The sequence below is a fragment of the Streptomyces sp. NPDC051684 genome (genome assembly GCF_044453445.1).
Taxonomy (GTDB): Bacteria; Actinomycetota; Actinomycetes; order Streptomycetales; family Streptomycetaceae; genus Streptomyces.
The window spans coordinates 217,614-243,648 of sequence record NZ_JBITCS010000002.1 but is presented as its reverse complement, the minus strand read 5'-3'; the positions used below and the strand labels follow the sequence as shown (position 1 = coordinate 243,648).

Annotated in this window: 26 protein-coding genes and 1 riboswitch; of the genes, 9 read left to right on the top strand and 17 right to left on the bottom strand. The window is 70.0% G+C overall.

The window, feature by feature from the left end; all coding sequences use genetic code 11:
• Positions 1–13: 13 nt before the first annotated feature.
• On the top strand, positions 14–1,117 hold the full coding sequence (locus ACIA8D_RS03620; protein ID WP_399228537.1) for a serine hydrolase domain-containing protein: 1,104 nt from the start codon (positions 14–16) through the stop codon (positions 1,115–1,117).
• Here ACIA8D_RS03620 and ACIA8D_RS03615 read toward each other — a convergent pair.
• The 4 genes from ACIA8D_RS03615 to ACIA8D_RS03600 all read right to left on the bottom strand — a co-directional run bounded on the left by ACIA8D_RS03615 (position 1,101) and on the right by ACIA8D_RS03600 (position 4,919).
• Positions 1,101–1,640 carry an HXXEE domain-containing protein gene (locus ACIA8D_RS03615; protein ID WP_399228330.1) on the bottom strand — a complete coding sequence of 180 codons (540 nt, stop codon included), beginning with the start codon at positions 1,638–1,640 and terminating at the stop codon, positions 1,101–1,103. The genes ACIA8D_RS03620 and ACIA8D_RS03615 overlap by 17 nt on opposite strands.
• A gap of 50 nt (positions 1,641–1,690) precedes the next feature.
• The gene (locus ACIA8D_RS03610) at positions 1,691–2,893 is read right to left on the bottom strand and encodes a PotD/PotF family extracellular solute-binding protein (RefSeq protein ID WP_399228329.1); all 1,203 of its coding nucleotides are present in this window, start codon (positions 2,891–2,893) and stop codon (positions 1,691–1,693) included.
• Positions 2,894–2,982: 89 nt separating this feature from the next.
• The gene (locus ACIA8D_RS03605) at positions 2,983–3,471 is read right to left on the bottom strand and encodes a DUF1990 family protein (RefSeq protein ID WP_399228328.1); all 489 of its coding nucleotides are present in this window, start codon (positions 3,469–3,471) and stop codon (positions 2,983–2,985) included.
• The gene (locus ACIA8D_RS03600) at positions 3,468–4,919 is read right to left on the bottom strand and encodes a gamma-aminobutyraldehyde dehydrogenase (RefSeq protein WP_399228326.1); all 1,452 of its coding nucleotides are present in this window, start codon (positions 4,917–4,919) and stop codon (positions 3,468–3,470) included. The genes ACIA8D_RS03605 and ACIA8D_RS03600 overlap by 4 nt, the downstream gene beginning before the upstream one ends.
• Before the next feature lie 167 nt (positions 4,920–5,086).
• Here ACIA8D_RS03600 and ACIA8D_RS03595 point away from each other — a divergent pair, with 167 nt between their 5' ends.
• The 7 genes from ACIA8D_RS03595 to ACIA8D_RS03565 all read left to right on the top strand — a co-directional run bounded on the left by ACIA8D_RS03595 (position 5,087) and on the right by ACIA8D_RS03565 (position 11,575).
• Positions 5,087–5,602, top strand: coding sequence for an Lrp/AsnC family transcriptional regulator (locus ACIA8D_RS03595; RefSeq protein WP_266714722.1), 516 nt, complete (start codon positions 5,087–5,089; stop codon positions 5,600–5,602).
• Positions 5,587–6,966, top strand: a complete 1,380-nt coding sequence (locus tag ACIA8D_RS03590; RefSeq protein ID WP_399228324.1) for an aspartate aminotransferase family protein — start codon at positions 5,587–5,589, stop codon at positions 6,964–6,966. The genes ACIA8D_RS03595 and ACIA8D_RS03590 overlap by 16 nt, the downstream gene beginning before the upstream one ends.
• A 219-nt stretch (positions 6,967–7,185) precedes the next feature.
• Positions 7,186–7,938 (top strand): ABC transporter ATP-binding protein, encoded by a 753-nt coding sequence (locus tag ACIA8D_RS03585; protein ID WP_399228535.1) that lies wholly within the window; start codon positions 7,186–7,188, stop codon positions 7,936–7,938.
• Positions 7,920–9,083, top strand: a complete 1,164-nt coding sequence (locus ACIA8D_RS03580; protein WP_399228322.1) for a hypothetical protein — start codon at positions 7,920–7,922, stop codon at positions 9,081–9,083. Before ACIA8D_RS03585 ends, ACIA8D_RS03580 begins: the two co-directional genes overlap by 19 nt.
• 77 nt (positions 9,084–9,160) lie before the next feature.
• Positions 9,161–9,574, top strand: coding sequence for a VOC family protein (locus ACIA8D_RS03575; protein ID WP_399228320.1), 414 nt, complete (start codon positions 9,161–9,163; stop codon positions 9,572–9,574).
• Positions 9,575–9,612: 38 nt separating this feature from the next.
• Complete coding sequence (locus tag ACIA8D_RS03570; RefSeq protein ID WP_399228318.1) at positions 9,613–10,752, top strand: LOG family protein; 1,140 nt, start codon at positions 9,613–9,615, stop codon at positions 10,750–10,752.
• A 166-nt stretch (positions 10,753–10,918) separates the two neighbouring features.
• On the top strand, positions 10,919–11,575 hold the full coding sequence (locus ACIA8D_RS03565; protein WP_399228316.1) for an LAETG motif-containing sortase-dependent surface protein: 657 nt from the start codon (positions 10,919–10,921) through the stop codon (positions 11,573–11,575).
• A 352-nt stretch (positions 11,576–11,927) separates the two neighbouring features.
• Here the strand turns inward: ACIA8D_RS03565 and ACIA8D_RS03560 are convergent, their stop codons facing one another.
• From ACIA8D_RS03560 to rpsB, 11 genes are all read right to left on the bottom strand, one after another.
• Positions 11,928–12,962 carry an ABC transporter ATP-binding protein gene (locus tag ACIA8D_RS03560; protein ID WP_399228315.1) on the bottom strand — a complete coding sequence of 345 codons (1,035 nt, stop codon included), beginning with the start codon at positions 12,960–12,962 and terminating at the stop codon, positions 11,928–11,930.
• On the bottom strand, positions 12,962–14,641 hold the full coding sequence (locus ACIA8D_RS03555) for an ABC transporter permease (RefSeq protein ID WP_399228312.1): 1,680 nt from the start codon (positions 14,639–14,641) through the stop codon (positions 12,962–12,964). The genes ACIA8D_RS03560 and ACIA8D_RS03555 overlap by 1 nt, the downstream gene beginning before the upstream one ends.
• Positions 14,617–15,672 (bottom strand): thiamine ABC transporter substrate binding subunit, encoded by a 1,056-nt coding sequence (locus ACIA8D_RS03550; protein WP_399228534.1) that lies wholly within the window; start codon positions 15,670–15,672, stop codon positions 14,617–14,619. Before ACIA8D_RS03550 ends, ACIA8D_RS03555 begins: the two co-directional genes overlap by 25 nt.
• Positions 15,673–15,784: 112 nt before the next feature.
• Positions 15,785–15,890, bottom strand: a riboswitch (TPP riboswitch).
• A gap of 38 nt (positions 15,891–15,928) precedes the next feature.
• Positions 15,929–17,035: a 23S rRNA (adenine(2503)-C(2))-methyltransferase RlmN gene (gene rlmN, locus ACIA8D_RS03545; protein ID WP_399228310.1), complete on the bottom strand. Its 1,107-nt coding sequence runs from the start codon at positions 17,033–17,035 to the stop codon at positions 15,929–15,931.
• Positions 17,036–17,111: 76 nt separating this feature from the next.
• A complete protein-coding gene (locus ACIA8D_RS03540; protein ID WP_399228307.1) occupies positions 17,112–17,327 on the bottom strand; it encodes a DUF6243 family protein in 216 nt (71 codons plus the stop codon).
• A gap of 227 nt (positions 17,328–17,554) precedes the next feature.
• Positions 17,555–18,211, bottom strand: coding sequence for a YceI family protein (locus ACIA8D_RS03535; RefSeq protein WP_399228305.1), 657 nt, complete (start codon positions 18,209–18,211; stop codon positions 17,555–17,557).
• Between the two features lie 196 nt (positions 18,212–18,407).
• Positions 18,408–19,613 (bottom strand): phosphatidate cytidylyltransferase, encoded by a 1,206-nt coding sequence (locus ACIA8D_RS03530; protein ID WP_399228303.1) that lies wholly within the window; start codon positions 19,611–19,613, stop codon positions 18,408–18,410.
• A gap of 32 nt (positions 19,614–19,645) precedes the next feature.
• Positions 19,646–20,203 (bottom strand): ribosome recycling factor, encoded by a 558-nt coding sequence (frr, locus tag ACIA8D_RS03525; RefSeq protein WP_399228302.1) that lies wholly within the window; start codon positions 20,201–20,203, stop codon positions 19,646–19,648.
• A gap of 189 nt (positions 20,204–20,392) precedes the next feature.
• Complete coding sequence (gene pyrH / locus ACIA8D_RS03520; protein WP_399228301.1) at positions 20,393–21,163, bottom strand: UMP kinase; 771 nt, start codon at positions 21,161–21,163, stop codon at positions 20,393–20,395.
• A 171-nt stretch (positions 21,164–21,334) separates the two neighbouring features.
• Positions 21,335–22,171, bottom strand: coding sequence for a translation elongation factor Ts (tsf, locus tag ACIA8D_RS03515; RefSeq protein ID WP_399228299.1), 837 nt, complete (start codon positions 22,169–22,171; stop codon positions 21,335–21,337).
• A 121-nt stretch (positions 22,172–22,292) separates the two neighbouring features.
• On the bottom strand, positions 22,293–23,201 hold the full coding sequence (gene rpsB, locus ACIA8D_RS03510; RefSeq protein ID WP_399228298.1) for a 30S ribosomal protein S2: 909 nt from the start codon (positions 23,199–23,201) through the stop codon (positions 22,293–22,295).
• 288 nt (positions 23,202–23,489) lie between these two features.
• Between rpsB and ACIA8D_RS03505 the strand changes: the two genes are divergently transcribed.
• A complete protein-coding gene (locus ACIA8D_RS03505; RefSeq protein ID WP_399228296.1) occupies positions 23,490–24,041 on the top strand; it encodes a murein hydrolase activator EnvC family protein in 552 nt (183 codons plus the stop codon).
• 204 nt (positions 24,042–24,245) lie between these two features.
• On the opposite strand, the gene ACIA8D_RS03500 is transcribed toward ACIA8D_RS03505, so the two are convergent.
• Together ACIA8D_RS03500 and whiG are read right to left on the bottom strand one after the other, a co-directional pair.
• A complete protein-coding gene (locus ACIA8D_RS03500) occupies positions 24,246–24,803 on the bottom strand; it encodes a TetR/AcrR family transcriptional regulator (RefSeq protein ID WP_399228532.1) in 558 nt (185 codons plus the stop codon).
• Positions 24,804–24,930: 127 nt separating this feature from the next.
• Entirely contained in the window at positions 24,931–25,773 is an 843-nt protein-coding gene (whiG, locus tag ACIA8D_RS03495) for an RNA polymerase sigma factor WhiG (RefSeq protein WP_399228295.1), read from the bottom strand.
• Between the last annotated feature and the right edge of the window lie 262 nt (positions 25,774–26,035).

The window sequence follows — 26,035 nt, the reverse complement described above, 5'->3', positions numbered from 1 at the left end:
TCTCGTCCTCACCATGTGCACCGCCCTCGCCCTCGGCGCGGTCGCCGCCGCCCCGGCGCCGGCGGCGGTCGCTCCCGCCCCGGGCACGCCCGACGCGAAGGCGCTGGCCGAGGCCCTCCACGGGCTGCCGGACGACGACGCCACGGCCGCGCTCGTCCGGGTCGGCGGGCGCGGCGGCTCCTGGCACGGGTCGGCGGGCGTGCGGGACCTGCGTACGGGCGCGAAGGCGCGGGAGGACGCCCGGTTCCGGGCGGGCTCGACGACGAAGGTGGTGACGGCCGCCACCGTGCTGCGGCTCGCCGCCGACGGCAGGGTCGACCTGGACGCGCCGGTGCGGCGCTACCTGCCCGAGCTGTTCCGCGGCACCGCCTTCCGAAAGCCCGTCTCCGTACGGCAGTTGCTCAACCACACGAGCGGGATCCCGGCCGGGAACGGCTGGGGCGACTCGTTCGCGGAGCAGTACGCGCACCGCTTCGACGTCGTCACGCCCGCCCGGGTCGCGGCCTCGGCGCTCGCGAAGCGACCGGAGTTCGCTCCGGGCACGCGGCAGCAGTACCTCAACATCAACTACACGCTGCTCGGGCTGCTCGTGGAGAAGGTCACCGGCGACTCCTTCGCCGAGACGGCGACCCGGCTCGTGCTGCGGCCCGCGGGGATGCGGCACACATACTTCCCGGGCGCCGACCCGCACGTGCACGGGCCGCACAACCGCGGATACCAGCTGGTGGACGGCGAGTTCGTCGACGTCACGGACTGGGTGCAGGCCGACCGCTCGGCGGCCGGCGACATGATCTCCACGACCGCCGACCTGGAGCGGCTGCTCACCGCCCTCTTCCGGGGCCGCGTCGTGCCGGCGGCGCAGCTGAAGGAGATGTTCCGGGTGCCGGCCGGGATCCCCGGAGCCACCATGAGCGCCGGCCTGCAAAGGATCGACATCGACGGCCGCGTCCACTGGGGCAAGTCCGGTGCCCGGTACGGCTACAGCACCGGCATGGCCGCCACCCAGGACCTGTCGCGCACGGTCGTCTACTCGGTGAACTCCACGGACGCGAAGGGCGAGGAGATGAACCCCGTCGCCCAGCGCATCATCATGGCGTCGGTCAGGAACGCCGCCTGACGAGCCGGCGCGCCACCCCGTGCGAGACCGCCGTCGCCGCTGCGGCCCAGGCGAGCCCGGTCACGAGGTCCCGGGGGCGGCCCGGCCGCAGCACCCCGGCCTTCTTCAGCCGCCGCCGCGCCCACACGGTGAACGGCACGACGAGCACCGGCGAGGTCACGACACCCGGGGTGTAGTCGCGGACGGCGACGGCCTGGCCGATGTGCAGAAGCCCGTGCGCCCCGAAGCCGTTGAGCATGGCCTGGTACGTGGCACTGCGCCCACCGCTCGCCCACCCGGCGACGGCCCCGGCGCCGACGATCCCGGCCATGACACCGACGGCGGCGGTGAACTCCCGCTCGTCGACGCCCTCAAGCCCCTGCCACACCCGCTCGGGCACGCCCGGCCACCGCTCGCGCAGCACCGGCACGTTCTTCCGGATCCAGCGCGGCGCGGCGAGCACTTCCTCGGTGTCGTGCAGCGCCCAGGCGGCGAGCAGCCCCAGGGTCACGGCGGCCCCGGCGGGCGACGAGTCATCGGCCATGGACACACCCTAGGCCGCCCCCAACTCCGCTCCCCCGCCGCCCCGTTGGCTCACAGACCCGCGATCTTGTTCCACCGCTTGGAGAACTCCGTGCGCTCCTTCGGGCCGATGTCACGGGCGATGGCGAGCCGGGAGCGCATCCTGTCGTCGGGGAAGATCAGCGGGTCCTCGGCGAGCTCGGCGGTCTCCTTGTCCTTGGACGAGGCGAGCACGTCCTGGGCCGCGGGCACCGGGCACACGTAGTTGACCCACGCGGCCAGCTCCGCCGCGACCTCCGGCTGGTAGTAGTAATCGATCAGGCGCTCGGCGTTGGCCTTGTGGTCGGCGAGGTTGGGGATCATCAGGGACTCGGCCCACAGCTCGGCACCCTCCTCGGGCACGACGAACTCGATGTCCGGGTTGTCTGCCTGGAGCTGGATGATGTCGCCGCTGTACGCCTGGCAGGCCAGGACGTCGCCGCTGGACAGATCCTTGATGTAGTCGTTGCCGGTGAAGCGGCGGATGTGCTTCGCCTTCACCAGCCTCTCGACCTGGTCGCAGACCTTGTCGAAGTCGGCGCCGGTCCACTTGGTGATGTCGACGCCGTTGCCCTGCATGAGGAGGGCGAAGGACTCGTCGAGACCGGACAGCAGCGTGACGCGCCCCGCGAGGTCCTTGGCCCACAGGTCGGAGACGTGCTTGATCTCGCGGCCCAGCTTCCGCTTGTTGTACGCGATGCCGGTGATGCCGGACTGCCACGGCACGGTGTACTTGCGGCCCGGGTCGAAGGCGGGCGACCGCAGCAGCGGGTCGAGGTACTTGGTGACGTTCGGCTGGCGCGCGCGGTCCATCTCCTGGACCCAGCCGAGCCGCACGAAGCGCGAGCACATCCAGTCGGAGATGACGATGAGGTCGCGATCGGTCTTCTGGTGGTTCATCAGCGACGGGCTGATCTTGCCGAAGAACTCGTCGTTGTCGTTGATCTCTTCGGTGTACTTGACCTGGATCCCGGTCTGCTTCTCGAACGCGTCGAGGCTGGGCCGCTTCGACGGATCGTCGTCGTCGACGTCGATGTAGAGCGGCCAGTTGGCCCAGGTGAGCCGCTTCTCGTCGGCGGACAGGTCATGGCCCGCCCGATCGCCCGGCGAGACGTACGCGGCGGGCACCCCGCAGCCGGCGGCGAGGGCGCCGACCGTCGCGGCCGCGGCACCACCGCCCAGGGCGCGCAGCAGGGAACGACGGGTGACCTGGTGGGATATCGGGTTCGCTCGCACGAACGCAGCCTCCCTTCCGGGGACTTGGCACCACAATGGACGCTGCGTCGAGCGCCGGGGTCCGGGGCCGACACCTTGTCGATCCGCGCTCACCCGGCCGCGTCCGCGACGGCCCGCAGGTACCGCCCGGTCATCCACTTCTGCACGCCGCGCGCCGCCGGCCCGCCGAGCCGCGTGTACCAGCGGCCCGGCCGCGAGAACGCCCGGATCCGGAACCACACGATGTCGTCCGCCGCCCGTTCGACGAGGAACGCCTCCTCGCCGCGCTCGGGGTGCCCCGGCAGCGTCCCGTAGGCGAAGCCGATCCGGGAGTCGTCGCGCACGACCCGCACCACCCGGCAGGGAATCCGCAGGAACAGCAGCCGCAGCACCGCGTCCGCACCCTCCCGGACGTCGTCACCCGGCGTCACGCGCATACCGGAGCCGCGCTGCGCGCCCCACGCGAGAACCGCCGCGCCGGCCCGCTCGAAGCGTTCCTGCCCCGAGCCGAGCCGGACACGGCGGTCCATGTGGGCGTACCCCGGCGGCAGTTCGCCCGCCGCCAGGGTGGCGCCGACCTCGCTGTACGTGAGGTTCACGCGTCCAGCGACGTCATCACGTGCTTGATGCGCGTGTAGTCGTCGAAGCCGTACGCCGACAGGTCCTTGCCGTAGCCGGACTTCTTGAAGCCGCCGTGCGGCATCTCGGCGACGAGCGGGATGTGGGTGTTGATCCACACGCAGCCGAAGTCGAGGACCTTGGACATCCGCATCGCGCGGCCGTGGTCCTTCGTCCAGACCGACGAGGCAAGGGCGTACTCGACGCCGTTGGCGTAGGACACCGCCTGGTCCTCGTCCGTGAAGGACTGGACCGTGATGACGGGGCCGAAGACCTCGTTCTGGACGATCTCGTCGTCCTGCTTGAGGCCCGAGACGACGGTCGGGGCGTAGAAGTAGCCCTGCTCGCCGACCCGGTGGCCGCCGGCCTCGACCTTGGCGTGCGCCGGGAGGCGGTCGATGAAGCCGGTGACCTGCTTCAGCTGGTTGGCGTTGTTCAGCGGGCCGTACAGGACGTCCTCGTCGTCGGCCGCGCCGGTCTTCGTCTCGGCGGCGATCTTGGCGAGCGCGGTGACGAACTCGTCGTGCACCGACTCGTGGACGAGCACGCGGGTGGCCGCGGTGCAGTCCTGGCCGGCGTTGAAGTAGCCGGCCTCGGCGATGCCCTCGGCGGCCTTCTGGAGGTCGGCGTCCTCGAAGACGACGACCGGGGCCTTGCCGCCGAGCTCCAGGTGGACCCGCTTGAGGTCCTTGGCGGCGGACTCGGCGACCTGCATGCCGGCGCGCACGGAGCCGGTGATGGAGGCCATCGCCGGGGTCTTGTGCTCGACCATCAGACGGCCGGTGTCACGGTCGCCGCACACCACGTTGAAGACGCCCTTGGGCACGATCGAGCCGATGATCTCGGCCATCAGGACCGTGGAGGCCGGGGTGGTGTCGGACGGCTTGAGCACGACCGTGTTGCCCGCGGCGAGCGCCGGGGCGAACTTCCACACGCCCATCATCATCGGGTAGTTCCACGGCGCGACCTGCGCGCAGACGCCGATCGGCTCGCGGCGCACGAAGGAGGTCAGGCCCTCCATGTACTCGCCGCCGGAGCGCCCCTCGAGCATGCGCGCCGCGCCCGCGAAGAAGCGGATCTGGTCGAGCATCATCGGGATCTCTTCGCTGCGGGTAAGACCGAGCGGCTTGCCGCAGTTCTCCGACTCGACGGCGATGAGCTCCTCGGCCCGCTCCTCGAACGCGTCCGCGATCTTGAGGAGGTACTTCTGGCGCTCGCCGGGTACCAGGTCGCGCCAGGCCGGGAACGCGGCCTCGGCGGCCGCCATCGCGGCGTCGACGTCGGCCTGTGCGGACAGCGGCGCGGTCGCGTACGCCTCGCCCGTGGCGGGGTTGACCACCTCGGTGGTCCGTCCGTCGGCGGCGTCCTTGAACTCACCGTCGACGTAGTTGCGTAGCTTGCGCAGCCGTCCCAGCTCACTGGTGCTCACTGCCGGCCCTCCTGACTGTTCGCTGTCCAAGACTTGAGACGCCCACCCTAGACGGTAGACCGACGTTTTCGACAGCCCCTCCCCCCACTGAACTACGGAATCAGTGAAGGCGAAGCCCTTGAACAACGAATTTCATTGATCCGGGGTTGCGAAACAAACGACTCCTCGTGCACAGTGAGGCCGTGGCCAGTCGTAGCGCAGACCCCAAGGGACCCAGTTCGAGGAACGGCAGCAATCCGCCGCTCGACTCCGTCTCCCTCGCCATCATCGAACAGCTCCAAGAAGACGGCAGGCGCCCGTACGCCGCCATCGGAAAGGCCGTGGGCCTGTCCGAGGCGGCCGTGCGCCAGCGCGTCCAGAAGCTGCTCGATCAGGGCGTGATGCAGATCGTCGCCGTCACCGACCCGCTCACCGTGGGCTTCAGACGGCAGGCGATGGTCGGCATCAACGTCGAGGGCGACCTGGATCCCGTGGCGGACGCGCTCACCGACATGCCGGAGTGCGAGTACGTCGTGATGACCGCGGGCTCGTTCGACCTGATGGTGGAGATCGTCTGCGAGGACGACGACCACCTTCTGGAGGTCATCAACCGACGCATCCGGGCCCTCCCCGGAGTGCGCTCCACCGAGAGCTTCGTCTACCTGAAGCTCAAGAAGCAGACCTACATGTGGGGAACCCGATAGCCGTGAGCAAGGACCTCAGCCGAACCGCGTACGACCACCTGTGGATGCACTTCACCCGCATGTCGTCGTACGAGAACGCGCCCGTTCCCACCATCGTGCGTGGCGAGGGCACCTACATCTACGACGACAAGGGCCAGAAGTACCTGGACGGCCTCTCCGGCCTGTTCGTGGTCCAGGCGGGCCACGGTCGGCAGGAGCTCGCCGAGGTCGCCGCCAAGCAGGCGGCCGAGCTGGCGTTCTTCCCGATCTGGTCGTACGCCCACCCCAAGGCCGTGGAGCTGGCCGAGCGCCTGGCCCACTACGCTCCGGGCGACCTCAACAAGGTCTTCTTCACCACCGGTGGCGGCGAGGCCGTCGAGACCGCGTGGAAGCTGGCGAAGCAGTACCACAAGCTCAACGGCAACCACACGAAGTACAAGGTCATCTCCCGCGCGGTCGCCTACCACGGCACCCCGCAGGGCGCCCTGTCCATCACGGGTCTGCCGGCCCTCAAGGCCCCCTTCGAGCCGCTCGTCCCGGGCGCGCACAAGGTGCCGAACACGAACATCTACCGCGCGCCGATCCACGGCGACGACCCGGAGGCCTTCGGCCGCTGGGCCGCCGACCAGATCGAGCAGGAGATCCTGTTCGAGGGCCCGGAGACGGTCGCGGCCGTCTTCCTGGAGCCGGTGCAGAACGCCGGTGGCTGCTTCCCGCCGCCGCCCGGCTACTTCCAGCGCGTGCGCGAGATCTGCGACAAGTACGACGTGCTGCTCGTCTCCGACGAGGTCATCTGCGCCTTCGGCCGTCTCGGCACGATGTTCGCCTGTGACAAGTTCGGCTACGTCCCGGACATCATCACCTGCGCCAAGGGCATGACGTCCGGCTACTCCCCGATCGGTGCGGCCATCGTCTCCGACCGGATCGCCGAGCCGTTCTACAAGGGCGACAACACGTTCCTGCACGGCTACACCTTCGGTGGCCACCCGGTCTCGGCCGCGGTGGGTCTCGCGAACCTCGACATCTTCGAGCGCGAGGGCCTCAACCAGCACGTGCTCGACAACGAGGCGAACTTCCTCAACACGCTGCAGAAGCTGAACGATCTGCCGATCGTCGGCGACGTCCGCGGCAACGGCTTCTTCTACGGCATCGAGCTCGTGAAGGACAAGGCCACCAAGGAGACCTTCACGGACGAGGAGTCGGAGCGCGTGCTCTACGGCTTCGTCTCGAAGAAGCTCTTCGAGTACGGCCTGTACTGCCGCGCCGACGACCGTGGCGACCCGGTCATCCAGCTCTCCCCGCCGCTGGTCTCCGACCAGGCCACCTTCGACGAGATCGAAGGGATCATCCGACAGGTCCTCACGGAGGCCTGGACGAAGATCTGATCAAGGTCTGAGCCAGGGCGGCCACGGACCGCCACCTGGCTTGATACGCGGCCCGGTTGCACCCATCCGAGTGAGATGGGGGCGACCGGGCCGCGTCCTTTCCCGCCCCCGAGCGCCGAATACCTACCGTGCCTCGTGACCGATCGGCCCCTGCCTTCGTTCCCCCGTACGGGGGACGGGATCTTCCCGGCACAACTGATCAGAACCGAGGTGTACGTCATGGTGGCCCCGCCGGACAACGACGTGCTGTGGGCGCGTGCCCTGCACTACGCGCACAACGGACCGGACAGCGGACCACCCGCGCTCACCGGTGTCTCGCTCGGTGTCCGCGAGGGCGAGATCCTCGCCGTCACGGGCCCGCGCGGCAGCGGGAAGACGACGCTGCTGCGCTGTCTCTCCGGCCAGCTCCTGCCGCAGCAGGGCGAGGTGTGGTTCAACAGCACGCCCGTGCACACGATGGGCCCGCTGGTGCGCGAACGGCTGCGCCGCGACCGGTTCGGCTGGATCGACCCCGAGCCGGTCCTCGTCCCCGAGCTGAACGTGTGGGAGAACGCCGCCCTCCCCCTGATGCTCCGCGGCACCCCGCGCCGCCCCGCCAAGGCCACCGCCCACGAGTGGCTCGACCGGCTCGACGTCGGCCGCCTCGCCCGCAAGCGCCCGCACGCCCTGTCCGTCGCCGAGCGCCAGCGCGTGGCCATCGCCCGCGCCCTCGCGCACGCCCCGCACGTGGTGTTCGCCGACGAGCCGACCGCGACCCTGCACCGCGCCGACAGCGCCCACATCCTGCGCACGCTCACCGCCGCGGCCCGCTCGCACGACATCACGGTCGTCCTCGCGACCCACGACTCCGCGGTGGGCGCGCTCGCCGACCGCACCGAGTCGCTGCTCGACGGGCGCCGCGTGCACACCGTGCCGCTGCCCGAGAAGGCCCCCGAAGGGGAAGGCCGGGCCGCGTGCTCGCTCTCCGTCTAGCCCGCGGCGCGCACCCGCTGGTCCAGCTGCGCAGACTCCTCGTCGCCGCCGCGTCGGCCGGCACCGGCTTTCTGCTCCTGTGCACGCTCGGCCACGCGCTCGCGCACCCCGAGACCGCGGCGGACTCCGTGCTGCGCCTCGCCTGGTGCGCGCTGCCGCTCGCCGCGACGGTGTACTTCGCGGTCGCCGTGGCCCGCTCCGACCCGGGTACGCAGCCGCGCGCGGGCCTGTCCGCCGTGGGCCTCGGCCCCACCCGCCTCACCCTGCTCGCCGCGATCTCCACGGCCATCGCCTGCACGCTCGGCTCGATGCTGGCGCTGCTGTTCTTCCTGCATCTGCGGGGCGACCTCTCCGGCCTCCCGTTCGACGGCGCGGCCCGCGGGCTGCTCGCCGCCGACCGGCCCCTGCCGCTCGCCGCCACGCTCACCCTGCTGACGTGGGTGCCGCTCGCGGCCTCCGCGGCGAGCGCCCTCGCGCTGCGCCCGCGCCTCGCGCGCCCCGTCAAGGACGCCGAGGTGCGGGAACCGGCGGCGGCCCCGGCCGGGCTGCCGTGGGGCTTCGCGCTGCTGGCGGCGGGCCTCGCCGTGGAGACGTACGCGGCGAGCGCGCGCGGCGCCGCGGGCTCCCGGCTGCCGGGCGGCCTCACCGGCAGCCCCACCGGCGTGCTCGTCGGATGGACGCTGACCGCGCTCGGCCTGGCGCTCGCCGGTCCCGGGCTCACGTATCTGTGCGGGCGCGCGCTGCAGTCCGTACGCCCCTCGGCGGTGCGGCTGCTCGCGGGCCGGGTGCTCCAGGAGGAGGCGCGGCGCGTCGGCCGCCCGCTCGGCGTGGTCTGCGCGGTGACGTCGGGCGTGTACGCGGCGGCCACGGTGTACGGGGAGCGCCAGGGGGCGGCCGGCGTCGGACCGCTCGCGACGCTCGGCGCGCTGCTCGTCGTCGGCTGCGCCGTGGCGACGCTGGTGACCGCGTCCTTCGAGGCCCGCGCGGCACGGCGGCACACGACGGAGGCGCTGCTGCGGATCGGCGCCCCCGCCACCGCCCTGCGCGGGGCGGCGGCGCTCAGGGCCTGCGCCCTTCTCGCCGTTTTCGGACCGCTGACCTGGCTCGTCGCGGAACTTTCGGCGGCACCGCTGACGGCGCGATGAGTTTTGACGACACTGGCCGTCTACATGTTCGTACGCACCACACCACTTCACTTCAGCGAGAAGGCGACGGACACATCATGAGCGAGTACCAGCAGATGATCTTCCCGAACCTGGCCGTGAACGACCTGGCCGCGTCGACCAAGTTCTTCACGGAGCTGGGGTACGAGCGCAACCCGCAGTTCTCGGACGACACCGCGGCCTCCATCGTGATCAGCGACCACATCGTGATCATGCTGCTCACCAAGGAGAAGTACGCGGGCTTCACCAAGAAGAAGATCGTCGACTCGACGAGCAGCAGCGAGGTGCTCCTCGCGCTGAGTGCCGAGAGCCGCGAGAAGGTCGACGAGCTCGTGGACCGGGCGATCGCCGCCGGCGGCACCGAGACCGGCGAGAAGCAGGACCACGGCTTCATGTACGGGCGGGCCTTCGACGACCTCGACGGCCACACCTTCGAGGTCATGTGGATGGACCCCTCGGTCGTCGAGGGCTGACCAACGGCCGCGCGCCCGCCCGTGCTTAGCATGGGCGGGTGCCGACTCCAGAGCATTCCTCCGAACCGTCCGTGCCCTCCACCGCCTCCGACCGCGAGATCGAGACGCTCGCGGAGTTCGACGAGGTGGTGGCCGCGCGCGCCACGCTGGCCGGTCACCGGGTTCAGGCCGTCGACCTGACCGCCCGCACCGAGCACCTGCGCCGCACCGAGGTCGAGGGCGCCATATTCCTCGGCTGCCCGATGGACCCGCAGGCGGCCGCCGAGGTCAGGGCGCGCGGCGCGCTGGTCTTCCCGCCGGTCCCCGGCCTCCCCTTCGACCCGTACCGCGGCCGTCTCTACACGCCCGCCGAGCTCTTCGAGGGCCTGTCCTCCGGGGGCGGCTACGCGGCGACTCCCGACGCCCGCGCGTACGAATGGTTCCAGCGCACCAAGTCCGACGGCGACGTGTTCGCGTCGATGCTGCGCTCCGTGCACGACGACTCCGTGTCCGACGCGCTCGACGAACTCCTCGTCGGGGCCCGGGTGGTGGGCGTCATGGGCGGTCACGCGATGGCGCGCGGCACGGACGCGTACGCGGGCGCGGCCCGGCTCGGCCGGTCGCTCGCCCGCGCGGGTCTCACGGTCGCGACGGGCGGCGGCCCCGGCGCGATGGAGGCCGCGAACCTGGGCGCGTACGCGGCGCCGTTCTCCGACGCGATGCTCGACGACGCGCTCCAACTCCTCGCGAAATCCCCCTCCTTCACTCCGTCGATCACGGACTGGGCGGACGCGGCCTTCGCCGTGCGGGAGCGCTGGCCGGGCGGCGGCCCCTCCGTGGGCATCCCCACCTGGTTCTACGGGCACGAGCCGCCGAACGTGTTCGCCGAGCACATCGCCAAGTACTTCGCCAACGCCACCCGCGAGGACGGACTGCTGGCCCGCTCCAACGCGGGCGTGGTCTTCCTGCCGGGTGCGGCGGGCACGGTGCAGGAGATCTTCGACAACGCGACGCCCAACTACTACGAGTCGCGCGGCGAACCGACCCCGATGGTCCTGGTGGACCGCGCCCACTGGACCGAACACCTTCCCACCTGGCCGCTGCTCCAGGCGCTCGCCCGCGAGCGGTCCATGGAGGAGCGGATCGCCTTGGTGGACACGACCGAGGAGGCGGGCGCGGCGATCGAGCGGCTCAGCTAGCACGTTGGGTCAAGCGGGGGTCAAGAGTGGCCGCTGAGGCGCCTCGTGTCTTGACCGTGCGTCACGGTCACCGATAAACCATCGGTGACCGTGGGGGTGTTGAGCCTTGAGGTGCGTTCGCGCCGCGCCGCACCCCTCCTCTTCCCAGTACATGTGAAGGACAGTTGTGTCCGTAGTCCCCCGTATATCTCAGCGCATCTCCTCCAGAGCGGCCCGATACGTCGGTGTGGCCGCCGCCGCGACGGCCCTGACGCTCGGCGTCGCAGGCTCCGCATCGGCGTGCAACATCAGTGAGTTCACCGCCAAGGCCGGCTGCGAGGGCCAGCAGGGCGTCATCTCCGTGACCGACGTCGACGCCTCCGGCACCCCGGCGACCGTCACCGTCTTCCGCACGTCCGGCGGCTCCGAGGAGCAGGTCGGCTCCCAGGTCGTGAAGGGCTCCAAGGAGGGCGCCACGATCACGTTCAAGGAGGACTGGAAGCCGGGCGCGACCTACCGCGTCCACGTGAAGACCGACCGCTTCAACGTCGACGACGACGTCAAGGGCGGCGTCACCGCCCCGGCCACGGCGTGCGCCACCGAGAAGCCGTCGACGCCTCCGACGTCCGCGGTGCCCAGCGCCCCGGCCCCGTCGCCCTCCAAGAGCAGCCCCGCCGCCGCCCCGGCCCCGAGCAACTCGGCCTCCCCGGCCGGCGATTCGGACCTCGCCGAGACCGGCGCGAGCAGCAACACCCCGATGATCGCGGGCATCGCGGCCGTCCTGGTGCTCGCGGGCGGCGGCGTGGTCTTCGCCCTCCGCCGCAAGGGTTCGACGCAGAAGTAACCCTCCCCGCAGCGTGTTCGGGTGGCCCCACACCCTCCGGGGCCACCCGAACACGACCAACTGCACCGCATCTTGAGCAATCCGCCCCCCTCATGGCGGTCACCCGCACCCCGCCTCGGACAATCCGCCACCACCACGCCTCCCCACCCTTGACGGCGGGCGGCACCCCGCCTCGGACAATCCGCCTCCATGCTTCCCCGCCCCTGGCGGCAGGCCGCCACCGACTTGGGCAATCTGCCGCCTGGGGCGGCAGGGTGGGCAAGGCGGCGCCCCGGTGCCGCACAACGATGACGGCGGGCGTCGACCCCGGCACGGCGGCACACCCAGGCGCCGCGCAACGAGAACCGTGGCGCTAAGAAGTCGCCCCCAGCACCACGATCTCCGCCGCGTCGAAGGCGACCCCGACCACGTCCCCCGGCTCCGGCGCGGAGCGCAACGCGCAGGCCGCTTCCAGCCGAGGCGCATCCCCCGGTTGCAGGTGCAGCGCGACATGCGTACCCCGGAAGGTCCGCGCGGTCACGGCACAGGTCAACTGGGCCTCGGCGGCAGGAACGAGCCGCACCCCCGCGGGCCGCACAAGGACCCGGCACTCCCCCTGCCCCGCCCCCTCGGGCACCGGAACCTTCCCCCAGGGCGTATCCGCGACCGCCCCCGTCACCGTCGCCTCCACCACATTGTCGAACCCGAGGAACCGCGCCACGAACTCGTCCGCCGGCTGCCGCCACACCTCGAGCGGCGTACCGCTCTGCGCGATCCGCCCGTCCCGCATCACCACGACCCGGTCGGCAAGCACGAAGGCCTCCCCCTGATCGTGCGTGACGGCGAGCACCGTCGTCCCCAACTCGCCGAACAGTTCCCGCAGTTCGACCACCAGCCGCTCACGCAGTGACCGGTCGAGCTGCCCCAACGGCTCGTCCAGCATCAGCAACCGCGGCCGCGGCGCCAGCGCCCGCGCGAGCGCGACCCGCTGCTGCTCCCCACCGGACAGCGCACCGACCGCATGCCGCTCGGCCCCCGACAACCCGACGAGCCCCAGCAACTCCCGTACGCGCTCCGCCTGTTCGGCCTTGCCGGCCCCATGCATCCGCAACCCGAAGGCGACGTTGCGCCCCACATCCCGCTGCGGGAACAACTGGTGGTCCTGGAACATCAGGCCGACCCCCCGCTTGTGCGCCGGCACCCCACCCTGGTCGGCCCCACCGAGCAACACCCGCCCCCCGTCCAGGGGTTGCAGCCCCGCGACGGCCCTCAGCAGCGTCGACTTGCCGCTGCCGCTCGGCCCGAGCACGCACACGATCTCGTGCTCGGCCACCTCCAGGTCCACGTCGTCGAGCACGGCGCGCCCACCGAACCGTACGGTCGCGTCGTCCAACTCCAGCAGCGACATCAGAACTCCCCGGTCGAGGCCTTGGCGGGCCGAATCCGTTCAAGGACGAGCAACCAGGCCGCGCAGACGACCATCAGTACGGTCGACAGGGCCATCGCCTGCCCGTAGTTGAGGTCACCGGCCCGCCCGAGCAGCCGGGCCACGGCGACCGGCAGCGTCGGACTGTCGGGCCGCGCGATGAACACGGTCGCCCCGAACTCACCGAGCGACACCGCGAACGCGAACCCCGCCGCCACCAGCAGCGCCCGCCGCACCATCGGCAGGTCGACCTCCCGCCACGCCCGCAGCGGCGACGCCCCGAGCACCGCGGCGGCCTCCCGGAGCCGCCCGTCGACGGCCCGTAGCACCGGCAGCATGGTCCGCACCACGAACGGCACCCCGACGAGCGCCTGCGCGAGCGGCACCAGGATCCACGTGGACCGCAGGTCGAGCGGCGGCTCGTCGAGCGTGATCAGGAACCCGAACCCGACGGTCACCGCCGACACCCCCAGCGGCAGCATCAGCAACGCGTCGAACCCGCGCACGAGCCGCCCGGCCCGACGCGTGAGAGCCGCTGCGGCCAGCCCACCGACCACCACGGCGATGGCCGTGGCCGCGAGCGCGTACTCCAGCGAGTTCCAGATCGCGTCGATCGGCGGCACAAGGAAGGTCCCGCCGTCCGCGTCCGTGAGCGCCCGGAAGTACCCGAACCCGTACCCGCCGGGAGCGTCGAGCGAGCGCTCGACGAGCACCCCGAGCGGCAGCACGATCAGCAGCGCGACGGACACCAGCACGCCGCTCAGCAGCGCCCACTGCCCGCCCCCGCGCGGCCTGCGCGCCGTGTGCGCCGCGTCGACGAGCCGCAACGCGCTCTCCCGCCGCCGCACGGTCCACGCGTGCACACCGAGAATCAGCCCGACGGCGACGAACTGCACGATGGTGAGCACGGCGGCGGTCGACAGGTCAAAAATCTGCGCGGTCTGCCGATAGATCTCGACCTCAAGCGTCGAGAACCCGGGCCCGCCCAGAATCTGCACCACACCGAACGACGTGAACGTGAACAGGAACACCATCAGCGCGGCAGCCGCGACGGCGGGCCCGAGCGCCGGCAGCGTCACCTTCCGCCAGGCCGCGAACCGCGAGGCGCCGAGCATCCGCGCGGCCTCCTCCTGCCGCGGATCGAGCTGCGCCCACAGCCCACCCACGGTCCGCACCACGACCGCGTAATTGAAGAACACATGCGCGAGCAGAATCGCCCACACCGTCGTGTCGAGCCGCACGCCCCACAGCTCGTCGAGCAGCCCGCCGTTCCCTACGAGCGCGAGAAACGCGGTGCCGACGACAACGGTCGGCAGCACGAACGGCACCGTCACGACGGCCCGCAGCACTTGCTTGCCCGGGAACTCGAACCGCGCGAAGACATACGCCCCCGGCAGCGCGAGCAGCAGCGTCAGCGCGGTCGACGCGAGCGCCTGCCAGACGGTGAACCACAGCACGTGCCGGATGTCGGACTGCCCGAGCACATCCAGGATCCGCCCGACCTGCCAGCCGCCGTCGACGTGCAGCCCGCGCTCGACGATCGCGACGACCGGATAGGCGAAGAACAGCCCGAAGAACACGACGGGCAGGACCATGAGCCCAAGCCGCGCCGCGTTCCCGTTTCTTCTCCCGACGGCTACTTCAGTACGAGCGACGTCCACGACTTCACCCAGTCGTCCCGGTTGTCCGCGATCTTGCGCGGGCTCATGGTCTCGGGGTCGTCGATCTTCACCGCGTACTTGGTGTAGTCGGCGGGGGCGGTGGCGTTCTTGGTCACCGGATCGACGAACATGTTGAGCGGCATGTCCTCCTGGAACTTCTTGGAGATCAAGAAGTCGAGCAGCGCCTTGCCGCCCTTCTCGTTCTGCGCCCCGTTCAGCAGCCCCGCGAACTCGACCTGCTGGAAGCAGGTCCCCTTCGCGACCCCGACCGGCGAGGTCTTCGGCTGGGGATCGGCGAACACGGCCTCGGCGGGCGGCGAGGACGCGTACGACACGACGAGCGGCCGCTCGCCCCCCGCCTTCCTGCCACCGGCGCTCCCGCTGAACTCCTCGTTGTACGCCTGGTCCCAGCCGTCGACGACCTTGAGCCCGTTGGCCTTGAGCTTCTTCCAGTACGGCTGCCAGCCGTCGTCGCCGTACTTCGCGGCGGACCCGAGCAGGAAGCCGAGCCCCGGCGACGAGGTGGCCGCGTTCTCCGAGACCAGCAGGTTCTTGTACGCGGGCTTGGCAAGGTCCGCGAAGGAGGCCGGGGGCGCGAGGTCGTGCTTCTTGAAGTACGCCTTGTCGTAGTTGACGCAGAGCGACCCGGTATCGACGGGGGTCACCCGGTTCTTACCCTTGTCGAGCCGGTACGCGCCCTTCACCTCGTCCTCCAGCCCCTTGGCCTTGTACGAGGAGAAGATCCCGTTGTCGAGCGCCCGCGAGAGCAAGGTGTTGTCGACGCCGAAGAGGACGTCGCCCTGCGGATTGTTCTTGGACAGGATCGCCTTGTTGACGGCCTCGCCGGCGTCCCCGTCCTTGAGGACCTTGACCCGGTACCCGGACTTCTTCTCGAAGTCCTTCAGTACGCCCTTGGAGACGGCCCACGAGTCATGACTCACGAGGGTCACCGTCCTGGAGTCCCCGCCGGCGGCACCGGAGCCACCACCGGAGGACCCGCACGCGGACAGCGTGACGAGCCCGAGCCCCATGACCACGGCGACGTACGCCTTCTTGCTCACTTGAATTCCTCCTGGGCGTGACCAGGAGAAGACGCGGCCCTGCCCGGAGCCCCTTCGCGGGGCCCCGGGCAGGGCGCAACAGCTTGAGTGGTGTCCGAACTTCCTACCCAGAATGACCTGGGCAAGGTCCAGAGGGTCTGCGGCCGATGCCGCACTCTCAGCGCTGTGGCGCTCCCCTGTCGGAATGCAGATGGAGTTGTGGTGTATCGAACTGACAGTCGCCAGGCTACCGCTCGGTGGCCGCCAGCTGTCCACAGGCTCCGTCGATCTCCTGGCCACGGGTGTCCCGGATGGTGACCGGAACGCCGTGCGCGGCGATCGCGTCGACGAAGGCCTTCTCGTCCTCGGGCCGCGAGGCGGTCCACTTCGAACCCGGGGTCGGGTTCAACGGGATCAGGTTCACATGCACGGGCTTGCCCTTGAGCATCCGCCCGAGCCGGTCACCACGCCACGCCTGGTCGTTGATGTCCCGGATGAGCGCGTACTCGATCGACAGCCGGCGCCCGGACTTCGCGGCGTACTCGAACCCGGAGTCGAGCACCTCGCGCACGTTCCACCGCGTATTGACGGGTACGAGGGTGTCGCGCAGCTCGTCGTCGGGCGCGTGCAACGAGATCGCGAGCCGGCACTTCAGCCCCTCGTCGGTGAACCGGTTGATGGCCGGCACGAGCCCGACCGTCGACACGGTGATGCCGCGCTGGCTGAGCCCGAGCCCGTCCGGCTCCGGGTCCGTGAGCGCGCGGATGGCCTGGATGACCCGCTTGTAGTTGGCGAGCGGCTCGCCCATGCCCATGAACACGATGTTGGAGAGCCGGGCCGGGCCTCCGGGAATCTCCCCGTCCCTGAGGGCGCGCATCCCATCAACAATCTGATGCACGATCTCGCCGGTCGACAGGTTCCGGTCGAGCCCGGCCTGGCCGGTGGCACAGAACGGGCAGTTCATGCCGCACCCGGCCTGCGACGAGATACACATCGTCACCCGGTCCGGATACCGCATGAGCACGCTCTCCACGAGCGTCCCGTCGAACAGCTTCCACAGCGTCTTGCGCGTCGTGTCGCTGTCGGTCGACAGATGCCGCACGACGGTCATCAGCTCCGGCAGCAACGCCTCCCGCAGCTTCTCGCGCGACCCCGCGGGGATGTCGGTCCACTCCGCGGGGTCGTGCGCGAACCGCGCGAAGTAGTGCTGCGAGAGCTGCTTGGCGCGAAACGGCTTCTCACCGATCGCGGCAACGGCTTCCTTCCGCTCAACAGGCGAAAGATCAGCAAGGTGCCGCGGCGGCTTCTTGGCTCCGCGGGGGGCGACGAACGTGAGTTCTCCGGGCTTAGGCATAGCCCATCCAGTGTCGCAGATGCGGAGGGGTGACCTTGCGCCGTTGTCTGGGACGGCCCTGGGCTCTCGGCTCGCGTCAGCTCTGCGCGGTGGCGTCGCCCGTCTGACCGGTGCCCTCGGCCGCGGCCGCCTTCTCGCGCATCTTGCGCACCAGCTCCGCCTTCTGGTCGGCGGCGAGCCGACGGTCGAGGTTGCGGTGCGGGCCGTTGTTCTGCCGTTCGGCGCGGGACAGCTTCTTGCGCTGGCCGCCGCCCTGGCCCACGGGGTTGTTGATGTTCTTGCTGTCGGTCACGGGTTCTCCCGGCGTGAAGTGAGGTGTTCTACGGATTCATCGGTGGGGGACGGGCGGCGACGTCGAAGGATGTCGGCGGGGCCCGTCACGCTCTCACTCGTAAATCGGCGTCTGGAAGAACATGTCGAGGACGATACCCGGTTCCATGGTCGTGGACCTGTGACGACAACGGGAACAGGCCCCTGATCCACGCCGGAGGCGCAGGTCGGGGGCCCTTTTATGAGGGGTCAGCCGCCCGACGGCGTGCGGATCGCCGCGATGTCGAACTGGAGGCGGACCTTTTCGCTGACCATGTTGCCGCCCTGGGCCAGGCGGGCGTTGTACGTGAGGCCCCAGTCGGTGCGGTTGATGGTGGTGGTGCCGTCGAAGCCGACGCGTTCGTCACCGAAGGCGTCCGTGACGAAGCCGATGTAGGTGAGTTCGAGGACGACCGGGCGGGCGACGCCCTTGATGGTGAGATCGCCGTGCATCCGGTAGACGTCGTCGCCCACCAGTTCCACGGCGGTGCTCTTGAAGGTCATGCGCGGGTACTGGGCGGCGTTCAGGAAGTCACGGCCCACCACGTGGGCGTCCCGCTGCTCGACACCCGTGTCGACGCTCGCCGTGGCCAGGACGAGCTCGGCGGATGAACGGGACGGGTCGTCACCGTCGAAGTAGAGGCGGCTCTGGTACTCCGCGAAAGCGCCGCGCACGGTCGTCACCATGGCATGCCGGACGGAGAACCCGATCCTGCTGTGTGCGGGGTCGACCATCCATGCGCCGGTGAGCGCCGCCATGGAGGGATCGTGACCGGCCGGATCGGGCAGCACTGCGGTGCCGGCGGCCCCCTGAGCAGCGGATCCCTCTGCGCGCCGGGATGAGAAGCTGCGACCGAAGATGTTCATGAGGCACGTTGTTACTTGAGCGTAAAACACGCACGCAAGCCCCCCTCAACGAACCCGACCACCTTCGTGAACAGGTCTTCACAAGTCTCGCGGGGGCGTATACGAAGAGCCCCCGTCCGGTTACGGACGGGGGCTTTCACCTGGGCGTACCCATGGGCATGTCCATGGGCGTACCCATGGGCCTCGCGGGCGTTCCTCAGGAACCGACGAACAGCACCAGAAGCAGCCATACGACCGGAGCCGTCGGCAGCAGGGAGTCGAGGCGGTCCATGATCCCGCCGTGCCCCGGCAGCAGCGTCCCCATGTCCTTGATCCCGAGGTCCCGCTTGATCATGGACTCGCCGAGGTCGCCGAGGGTCGCGCTGGCCGCGACGAGGGCGCCCATGACGAGGCCCTGCCACCACGTGCCGTCGTCCACCAGGAACTGCATGCACAGCACGCCCGCCACCATGGCGAACGAGACGGCGCCCAGCAGGCCCTCGCGGGTCTTGCCGGGGCTGATGCGCGGCGCGAGCTTGTGCTTGCCGAAGCGCCAGCCGACCGCGTACGCCCCGGTGTCGCTGACGACCGTCAGGATCAGGAACGTGAGCACGCGCCACGCCCCGTCGTCCGCGGTGAGCATCATCGCCACGAAGGTCGCGAGGAACGGCACGTAGAAGGCCGCGAAGACCCCCGCCGTGACGTCCTTCAGGTAGCCCTCGGGCGGCTCCGTCATCCGCCACACGAGGACGGCGAGCGCGGTCAGCGCCATCGCCACCCAGGCGCCCTCGGCGCCCCGCACGTACCCGGCCACCACCATGGCCGCGCCACCGACGGCGAGCGGCACGAGCGGCGCCTTGATGCCCTTGCGCTCCTCGAGGCGCGAGGTCAGCTCCCACAGGCCGACGACGACCGCGACCGCTATGACGCCGACGAACACGGCCTTGACGATGAAGAGCGAAGCGATGATCACCGCACCGAGTCCGACACCGACGCCTATGGCCGCCCCGAGGTCCCGGCCCGCGCTCTTCTTCTTGCGCGGCCCGGGCTGGGCGGACTCCGTGGACCGCGAAGGCGGTTCGGCCGGCTCCGGCTGCCGAGGCGTCTCGTCGCGGAACAGGGGACCACTCAGCCGAGCGGTCCCCCGGTCGTCCTGGTCGTCGCCCCTTCCGTCACCAGAAGGCGTATCAGGCATATCGGGCACGATGGGCATGGGCCGAGTCTCATCGACCGCGTGCCGTTCGTACGCGGGACCCGCCGGAGCGCGCCCGTGGTCGTACGACGGTCCTTGGTTGTACGACGGCCCTTGGCCGTACGCCGGCGCCTGCCCGTACGCGGGCCCCTGACCAGGGGCGGACCCTTGGCCGTCGGTCGGGCCCCACTGTCCGGGCCCGGTCGGCGCACCCCAGGAAGAGTCGTTCACGGATTCCTCGAACCTCGATCTTCCGCGCTCGCTCAGACTTCGAGCAGCTCGGCTTCCTTGTGCTTGAGCAGCTCGTCCACCTGGGCCACATACTTCGTGGTGGTGTCGTCCAATTCCTTCTCGCCGCGACGGCCCTCGTCCTCGCCGATGTCGCCGTCCTTGATCGCCTTGTCGATCGTGTCCTTGGCCTTGCGGCGCACGGAGCGGATGGAGACCTTGGCGTCCTCGCCCTTGGCCTTGGCGACCTTGATGTACTCCTTGCGGCGCTCCTCGGTCAGCTCCGGGAAGACCACTCGGATGATGCTGCCGTCGTTGCTCGGGTTGACGCCGAGGTCGGAGTCGCGGATCGCCTGCTCGATGTTGCGCAGCGCGCTCTTGTCGAACGGGGTCACCACGGCCATCCGCGGCTCGGGCACCGAGAACGAGGCCAGCTGGTTGATCGGCGTCAGCGCGCCGTAGTAGTCGGCCACGATCTTGTTGAACATCGCCGGGTGCGCACGTCCCGTGCGGATCGCGGCGAAGTCCTCCTTGGCGACGACGACGGCCTTCTCCATCTTCTCCTCGGCCTCGAGGAGGGTCTCTTCGATCACCACTTGCTCCTGCGTGTCTTGAGTGAGGCCCGGCCGGGCACGGGGGCGCGGTCGGCTGCGTCGCGTGTCTTTCCTGCACGGTGTCCGACCGGCAGGACATTGTCCATCCCTCCGAGAACCTTCGAGGACACGGGGTTCCCAATGGTTCCCAGCGGTTCCCGGTGGTTCCCAGGGGGGGGCGGGAGGGGGTCAGGCTCGGGTGCCCTGTTCGCCTACGAGGGTCCCGATCTTCTCACCCTTGACGGCACGGGCGATATTGCCCGACGTGATGAGCTCGAAGACGAGAATGGGGAGCTTGTTGTCGCGGCACAGGGTGATCGCGGTCATGTCGGCGACCTTCAGGTCGCGGGTGATGACCTCGCCGTAGCTGAGCGCGTCGAACTTCACGGCCTCGGGGTTGGTCTTCGGGTCCGAGTCGTAGACGCCGTCGACACCGTTCTTGCCCATGAGCATGGCCTCGGCGTCGATCTCCAGGGCACGCTGCGCGGCGGTCGTGTCGGTGGAGAAGTACGGCATTCCCATGCCGGCGCCGAAGATGACGACGCGGCCCTTCTCCAGGTGCCGTACGGCGCGCAGCGGGATGTACGGCTCGGCGACCTGCCCCATGGTGATCGCGGTCTGCACGCGGCAGTCGATGCCCTCCTTCTCCAGGAAGTCCTGGAGGGCCAGGCAGTTCATGACCGTGCCGAGCATGCCCATGTAGTCGCTGCGGGCGCGGTCCATGCCGCGCTGCTGCAGCTCGGCGCCGCGGAAGAAGTTGCCGCCGCCGATGACGACGGCGATCTGCCAGCCCTCGCGTACGACGGTCGCGATCTCACGGGCAATGGCGTGCACCACGTCGGGGTCGACGCCCAGACCCCCGCCCCCGGCGAACGCCTCGCCGGAAAGCTTCAGCAGAAAGCGCCCCGCGCCTTTGCCTTCGTCGCTCTTGTCACCGTTGTCGGCCTGGGTGGTGGTCATGGGATTCTCGCCTCTTTTGCTTGGCACACATACGAAGAAGGCCACTGCCGGTGGGGTGGTTCGCATCCCATGCGCGGCAATGGCCTCCTCGTCACAACTGCGGTCGTCCGGTGCGTTCCCGGACAACTGCTGTCGACCCTAGCGGGGTCTCGCGTCTGGCGCGGTACGGACTCAGATGCCGACCTTGATGCGCGCGAAGCGCTTCAGGGTGACACCGGCCTCCTGGAGGACCTTCTCGACGGACTTCTTGTTGTCGAGGGCGTACGGCTGACCGAGCAGCGTGGCCTCCTTGAAGAAGCCGTTGACGCGACCCTCGACGATCTTCGGGAGCGCGGCCTCCGGCTTGCCCTCGGCGCGGGTGGTCTCCTCGGCGACGCGGCGCTCGGACTCGACGACCTCGGCCGGGACGTCCTCGCGGGAGAGGTACTTCGGCGCGAAGGCGGCGATGTGCTGCGCGATGCCCTTGGCCAGCTCGGCGTCGGCCTTGTCCAGCTCGACCAGGACACCGATCTGCGGGGGCAGGTCGGGCATGGTGCGGTGCATGTACGCGGAGACGTAGGCGCCCGAGAACTGCGCGAAGCGGTCCAGGACGATCTTCTCGCCGAGCTGGGCGTTGGCCTCGTCGACGAAGGCCTGGACGGTCTTGCCGGCCTCGATCTCGGAGGCGAGCAGCGCCTCGAGGTCCGCGGGGCTCGTCTTGGCGACGTGCGCGGCCAGCTCGTTCGCGACGGCCTGGAACTTCTCGCCCTTGGCGACGAAGTCCGTCTCGCACTTCAGCTCGACGATGACACCGGAGGTGTTGTCGTCGGCGATGAGGGAGACGACGGCACCGTTCTCGGCGGAGCGGCCCTCGCGCTTGGCGACGCCCTTCTGGCCCTTGATGCGCAGGGCCTCAACGGCCTTGTCGACGTCGCCGTCGGCCTCGTCGAGCGCCTTCTTGCAGTCCATCATGCCGACGCCGGTGAGCTCGCGGAGCTTCTTGACGTCAGCGGCGGTGTAGTTCGCCATGATCCTGGTTTTCTCTCTACGAAGTCTGAAGCAGTGTGAGAACGAAGGTGACGGTTACGGGTGAAGGCGGGGGCCGCAGCCGACCCCCGCCGTCACCTCATGAAACCGAATCCCTTACGGGTCAGGCCTTCTCGGCGTCCGCGGCCGGAGCCTCGGCGGCGGGGGCCTCGGCCTGCTCGGCGTCGGCGACCTTCTCCGTCTCGGCGGAGGTCTGAACCTCGGCCTCGGCGTCCTTCGGCTCGTCGGCCTTCTTCTCGCCCTCGAGCAGGTCGCGCTCCCACTCGGCGAGGGGCTCGCCGGCGGCCTTCTCGCCCGGCTTCTGGTCGCCCGTGGCGACGCCGGAGCGGGCGATGAGGCCCTCGGCGACGGCGTCGGCGATCACGCGGGTGAGCAGGGTGACGGAGCGGATCGCGTCGTCGTTGCCCGGGATCTTGTAGTCGACCTCGTCGGGGTCACAGTTCGTGTCGAGGATCGCGACGACCGGGATGTTGAGCTTCCGGGCCTCGCCGACAGCGATGTGCTCCTTCTTGGTGTCCACGATCCAGACGGCGCTGGGCACCTTGGACATCTCGCGGATACCACCGAGGGTCTTCTCCAGCTTGGCCTTCTCGCGCGAGAGCACGAGAAGCTCCTTCTTGGTGAGACCCGACGCGGCGACGTCCTCGAAGTCGATCTGCTCGAGCTCCTTGAGGCGCTGCAGACGCTTGTAGACGGTCGAGAAGTTGGTGAGCATGCCGCCCAGCCAGCGCTGGTTCACGTAGGGCATGCCGACGCGGGTCGCCTGCTCGGCGATGGCCTCCTGCGCCTGCTTCTTCGTGCCGACGAACATGACCGTGCCGCCGTGGGCGACGGTCTCCTTGACGAACTCGTAGGCGCGGTCGATGTACGACAGCGACTGGAGAAGGTCGATGATGTAGATGCCGTTGCGCTCCGTGAAGATGAAGCGCTTCATCTTCGGGTTCCAACGACGGGTCTGGTGACCGAAGTGGACGCCGCTTTCCAGCAGCTCCCGCATCGTGACGACGGCCATGGCCGTACTCCTTGTGTTTTCTCGGTTGTTTCCTGACGCCCACTGCGTGTGCCTGCCGCGTACGTTCACGCTCTTGCGAGCCGTCCGTACGGGACCGATAGGCCACTGACACGAGCCTGTGAGGACCGGTGTCGGGGCGTGCGAAGTCGATCCGGTGGGCCGGATCGCCACATGAAGTGTACGGGACCCGCGAGGTACCGGGTGACGCCGCTGTCCACAACCGTTCGGTAGTCCACGTTTCCCGGCCATGATCCCCGCGGAAGCGCTCCGCGGGGAAACCTGAGCGCCATGCGGAAATTACTCACGGTGATGATGGCGGGCGCGCTGCTCTCGGTGCTGGGACCGGCGGCCTGGGCGGGGGACGCACGCTTCTGGCCGGTGGGCGAGCGGCCACGGGTGGTCCGGCCCTGGGCCCCACCGGCTTCGCCCTACGGTCCCGGCCATCGCGGCGTCGACCTGGCGGCCCCCATCGGCGCTCCCGTACGTGCGGTGGCCGACGGACGGATCTCGTTCGCGGGCGAGGTCGCGGGCAGAGGTGTGCTCTCCGTCGCACTCTCGGACACCGGCGACCCACCTCTGCGCACGACGTACGAACCGGTGACACCGCTGGTGAAACGGGGCGCCAAGGTCACGGCCGGCGACCCGGTGGCCACCCTCCAACTCCCCACGACCCACTGCCCGCCCAGGGCCCGCTCGTGCCTCCACTGGGGCCTGCGCCGAGCCACGACCTACCTGGACCCCTTGTCCTTGCTGAACGCCTCGGCCCTACACGGCCAACCGTCGAGACTGCTGCCGGTGTGGGGGTGGGAGTGGGAGTGGGAGGCGTCCTGGCCCATGTGACCCACCGACGGACAACCGTCACCGCCACCGCCTTCGGCGATCCGCCACCACCTCGCACCTTGGGCAATCTGCCGCCTTGGGCAGCAGGGTGGGCAAGGCGGCGCCCCGGTGCCGCGCAACGATCACGAGGGGCGCCGACCACGGCACCGCTACAGGAACCCCGATGCCGCGCACGACGACCACCGGGCCCGGACCGGGACGGGCTCAGCCCCGGACGCCCCGCAGGGCCATACCGACGGCCGCGTCCACGATCACGCCAGGCTCCTCCGCGGCCCCCAGCTCAATCCTGCGCACGGCCGCATCCACCACCCCTTGAAGCAACATCGCCGCGAGCCGCGGCTGCGCATGCCCCATCTGCTCGAGCGCCTCGACGATCATCGCCACGAGCCCCCCGTGCGCGGCCCGGATCTTCTCCCGCGCCCCGGCGTCCAGCTCACTCGCGGAGATGGCGACGACGGCCCGGTGCCGCCGGTCCCCCACCAGCGCCAACTGCTCCCGCACATACGCCTCGACCTTGCCCTCGGGCGTACCGGCCCGCGCCATCCCGGCCTCGACCTCGGCGGCCCACACCGGGAAGTCGACGGCGCACAGCTCCTCGACCACGGCCGCGCGCGACTTGAAGTACTCATAGACGGACGAGCGCGCGAGCCCCGTCCGCTCCGCGAGCGCGGGGAACGTCAGCGCGTCCGTCCCGCCCTCGGACAGCAGGGAACGCGCCGCGTCCAGAAGGGCGCCGCGCTGCATCGACCGGTGCTCGGCCACAGAGGCCGCTCGAATCCTAGGCACGTCTCCACTTTACGAAGATGCGGCCCGCGACGGGAGCCGCCGGGGCCTCCCGGACCGACCGGTGGCAGGCACGATTCGCCTCCCGACCCGGCCACACACCCCGTCAGCGCCCGAAACTCGCGAGCTTCGCCCGCAGCTGCAGCACGGACTTCGTGTGGATCTGGCTGACCCGGCTCTCGGTGACCCCGAGCACATTGCCGATCTCGGCCAGCGTCAGCCCCTCGTAGTAGTAGAGCGTGACGACGGTCTTCTCGCGCTCCGGCAGCGTATTGATCGCCCGCGCCAGGAACCGCCGCAGCTCCCGGTCCTCCGCGACCTCCACCGGGTTGTCCGCGGCATGGTCCTCGAGCGTGTCCAGGACACTGAGCCGGTCCCCGCCGCCCTCGCCCCCGACGTGCAGCAGTTCCTCCAGCGCCACCACGTTCGCCAGCGACAACGCGCTGAAGACCGCGTGCAGTTCCTCGAGCGCGACCCCCATCTCCGCGGCCACCTCGCTCTCCGAAGGAGTACGCCGCAGCTGGGCCTCGAGGGTGGCATAGGCCCGCTCCACGTTGCGCGCCTTCTGCCGCACGGAGCGGGGAATCCAGTCGAGCGCGCGCAGTTCGTCGATCATCGCGCCACGGATCCGGGTGATCGCGTACGTCTCGAACTTGATCTCCCGCTCGATGTCGAACTTCTCGATCGCGTCAATGAGCCCGAAGACCCCGGACGAGACGAAGTCCGCCTGCTCCACATTGGGCGGCAGCCCCACGCTGACCCGGCCCGCCACGTATTTCACCAGCGGGGAGTAGTGCAGGATCAGCTGCTCGCGCAGCCGCTCGTCGCCCGTCTCCTTGTACGACCTCCACAGCTCCTCGAGGGAGGAGGGAGCCGGAGGCCGCACGCTGGAGCCGCGCGCGGCGGGGGGTGCCGCCGCCCGGTCGGACCCGGAGGTGTGTTGTGGCATGCGCCGCCTTGTGCCGTTCTGCTGCTGCGTACCCAGGAACCCGAAGGTGCTTGACGTACTGGTCGCTGTGATCGCTCTGCCTGTGAAGATGCCGTGTTGCCCGTCTGGTGATGACTGGTACCGAGCTACCCACCTGATTCCGGATGGAGGGGACGAACCCGGATCCTGGTGAGCGTAGCGTGACTGGAGCGTCGCAGTGTGCGAAGGGTGGGAGATCACCGTTGCGCAGATACGTTCCCTTCGTCGACCCGCGTGGCCGGTT

Bases quoted from the DNA above. Each gene is read 5' to 3' on its own strand.
- ACIA8D_RS03615 (WP_399228330.1), bottom strand. From the start codon at position 1,640: ATGGCCGATGACTCGTCGCCCGCCGGGGCCGCCGTGACCCTGGGGCTG.
- ACIA8D_RS03560 (WP_399228315.1), bottom strand. From the start codon at position 12,962: ATGTCGCTGCTGGAGTTGGACGACGCGACCGTACGGTTCGGTGGGCGC.
- ACIA8D_RS03550 (WP_399228534.1), bottom strand. From the start codon at position 15,672: ATGGGGCTCGGGCTCGTCACGCTGTCCGCGTGCGGGTCCTCCGGTGGT.
- ACIA8D_RS03575 (WP_399228320.1), top strand. From the start codon at position 9,161: ATGAGCGAGTACCAGCAGATGATCTTCCCGAACCTGGCCGTGAACGAC.
- ACIA8D_RS03505 (WP_399228296.1), top strand. From the start codon at position 23,490: ATGCGGAAATTACTCACGGTGATGATGGCGGGCGCGCTGCTCTCGGTG.
- ACIA8D_RS03620 (WP_399228537.1), top strand. From the start codon at position 14: ATGTGCACCGCCCTCGCCCTCGGCGCGGTCGCCGCCGCCCCGGCGCCG.
- tsf (WP_399228299.1), bottom strand. From the start codon at position 22,171: ATGGCGAACTACACCGCCGCTGACGTCAAGAAGCTCCGCGAGCTCACC.
- rlmN (WP_399228310.1), bottom strand. From the start codon at position 17,035: ATGCCTAAGCCCGGAGAACTCACGTTCGTCGCCCCCCGCGGAGCCAAG.
- rpsB (WP_399228298.1), bottom strand. From the start codon at position 23,201: ATGGCCGTCGTCACGATGCGGGAGCTGCTGGAAAGCGGCGTCCACTTC.
- whiG (WP_399228295.1), bottom strand. From the start codon at position 25,773: ATGCCACAACACACCTCCGGGTCCGACCGGGCGGCGGCACCCCCCGCC.
- ACIA8D_RS03535 (WP_399228305.1), bottom strand. From the start codon at position 18,211: ATGAACATCTTCGGTCGCAGCTTCTCATCCCGGCGCGCAGAGGGATCC.
- ACIA8D_RS03585 (WP_399228535.1), top strand. From the start codon at position 7,186: ATGGTGGCCCCGCCGGACAACGACGTGCTGTGGGCGCGTGCCCTGCAC.
- pyrH (WP_399228301.1), bottom strand. From the start codon at position 21,163: ATGACCACCACCCAGGCCGACAACGGTGACAAGAGCGACGAAGGCAAA.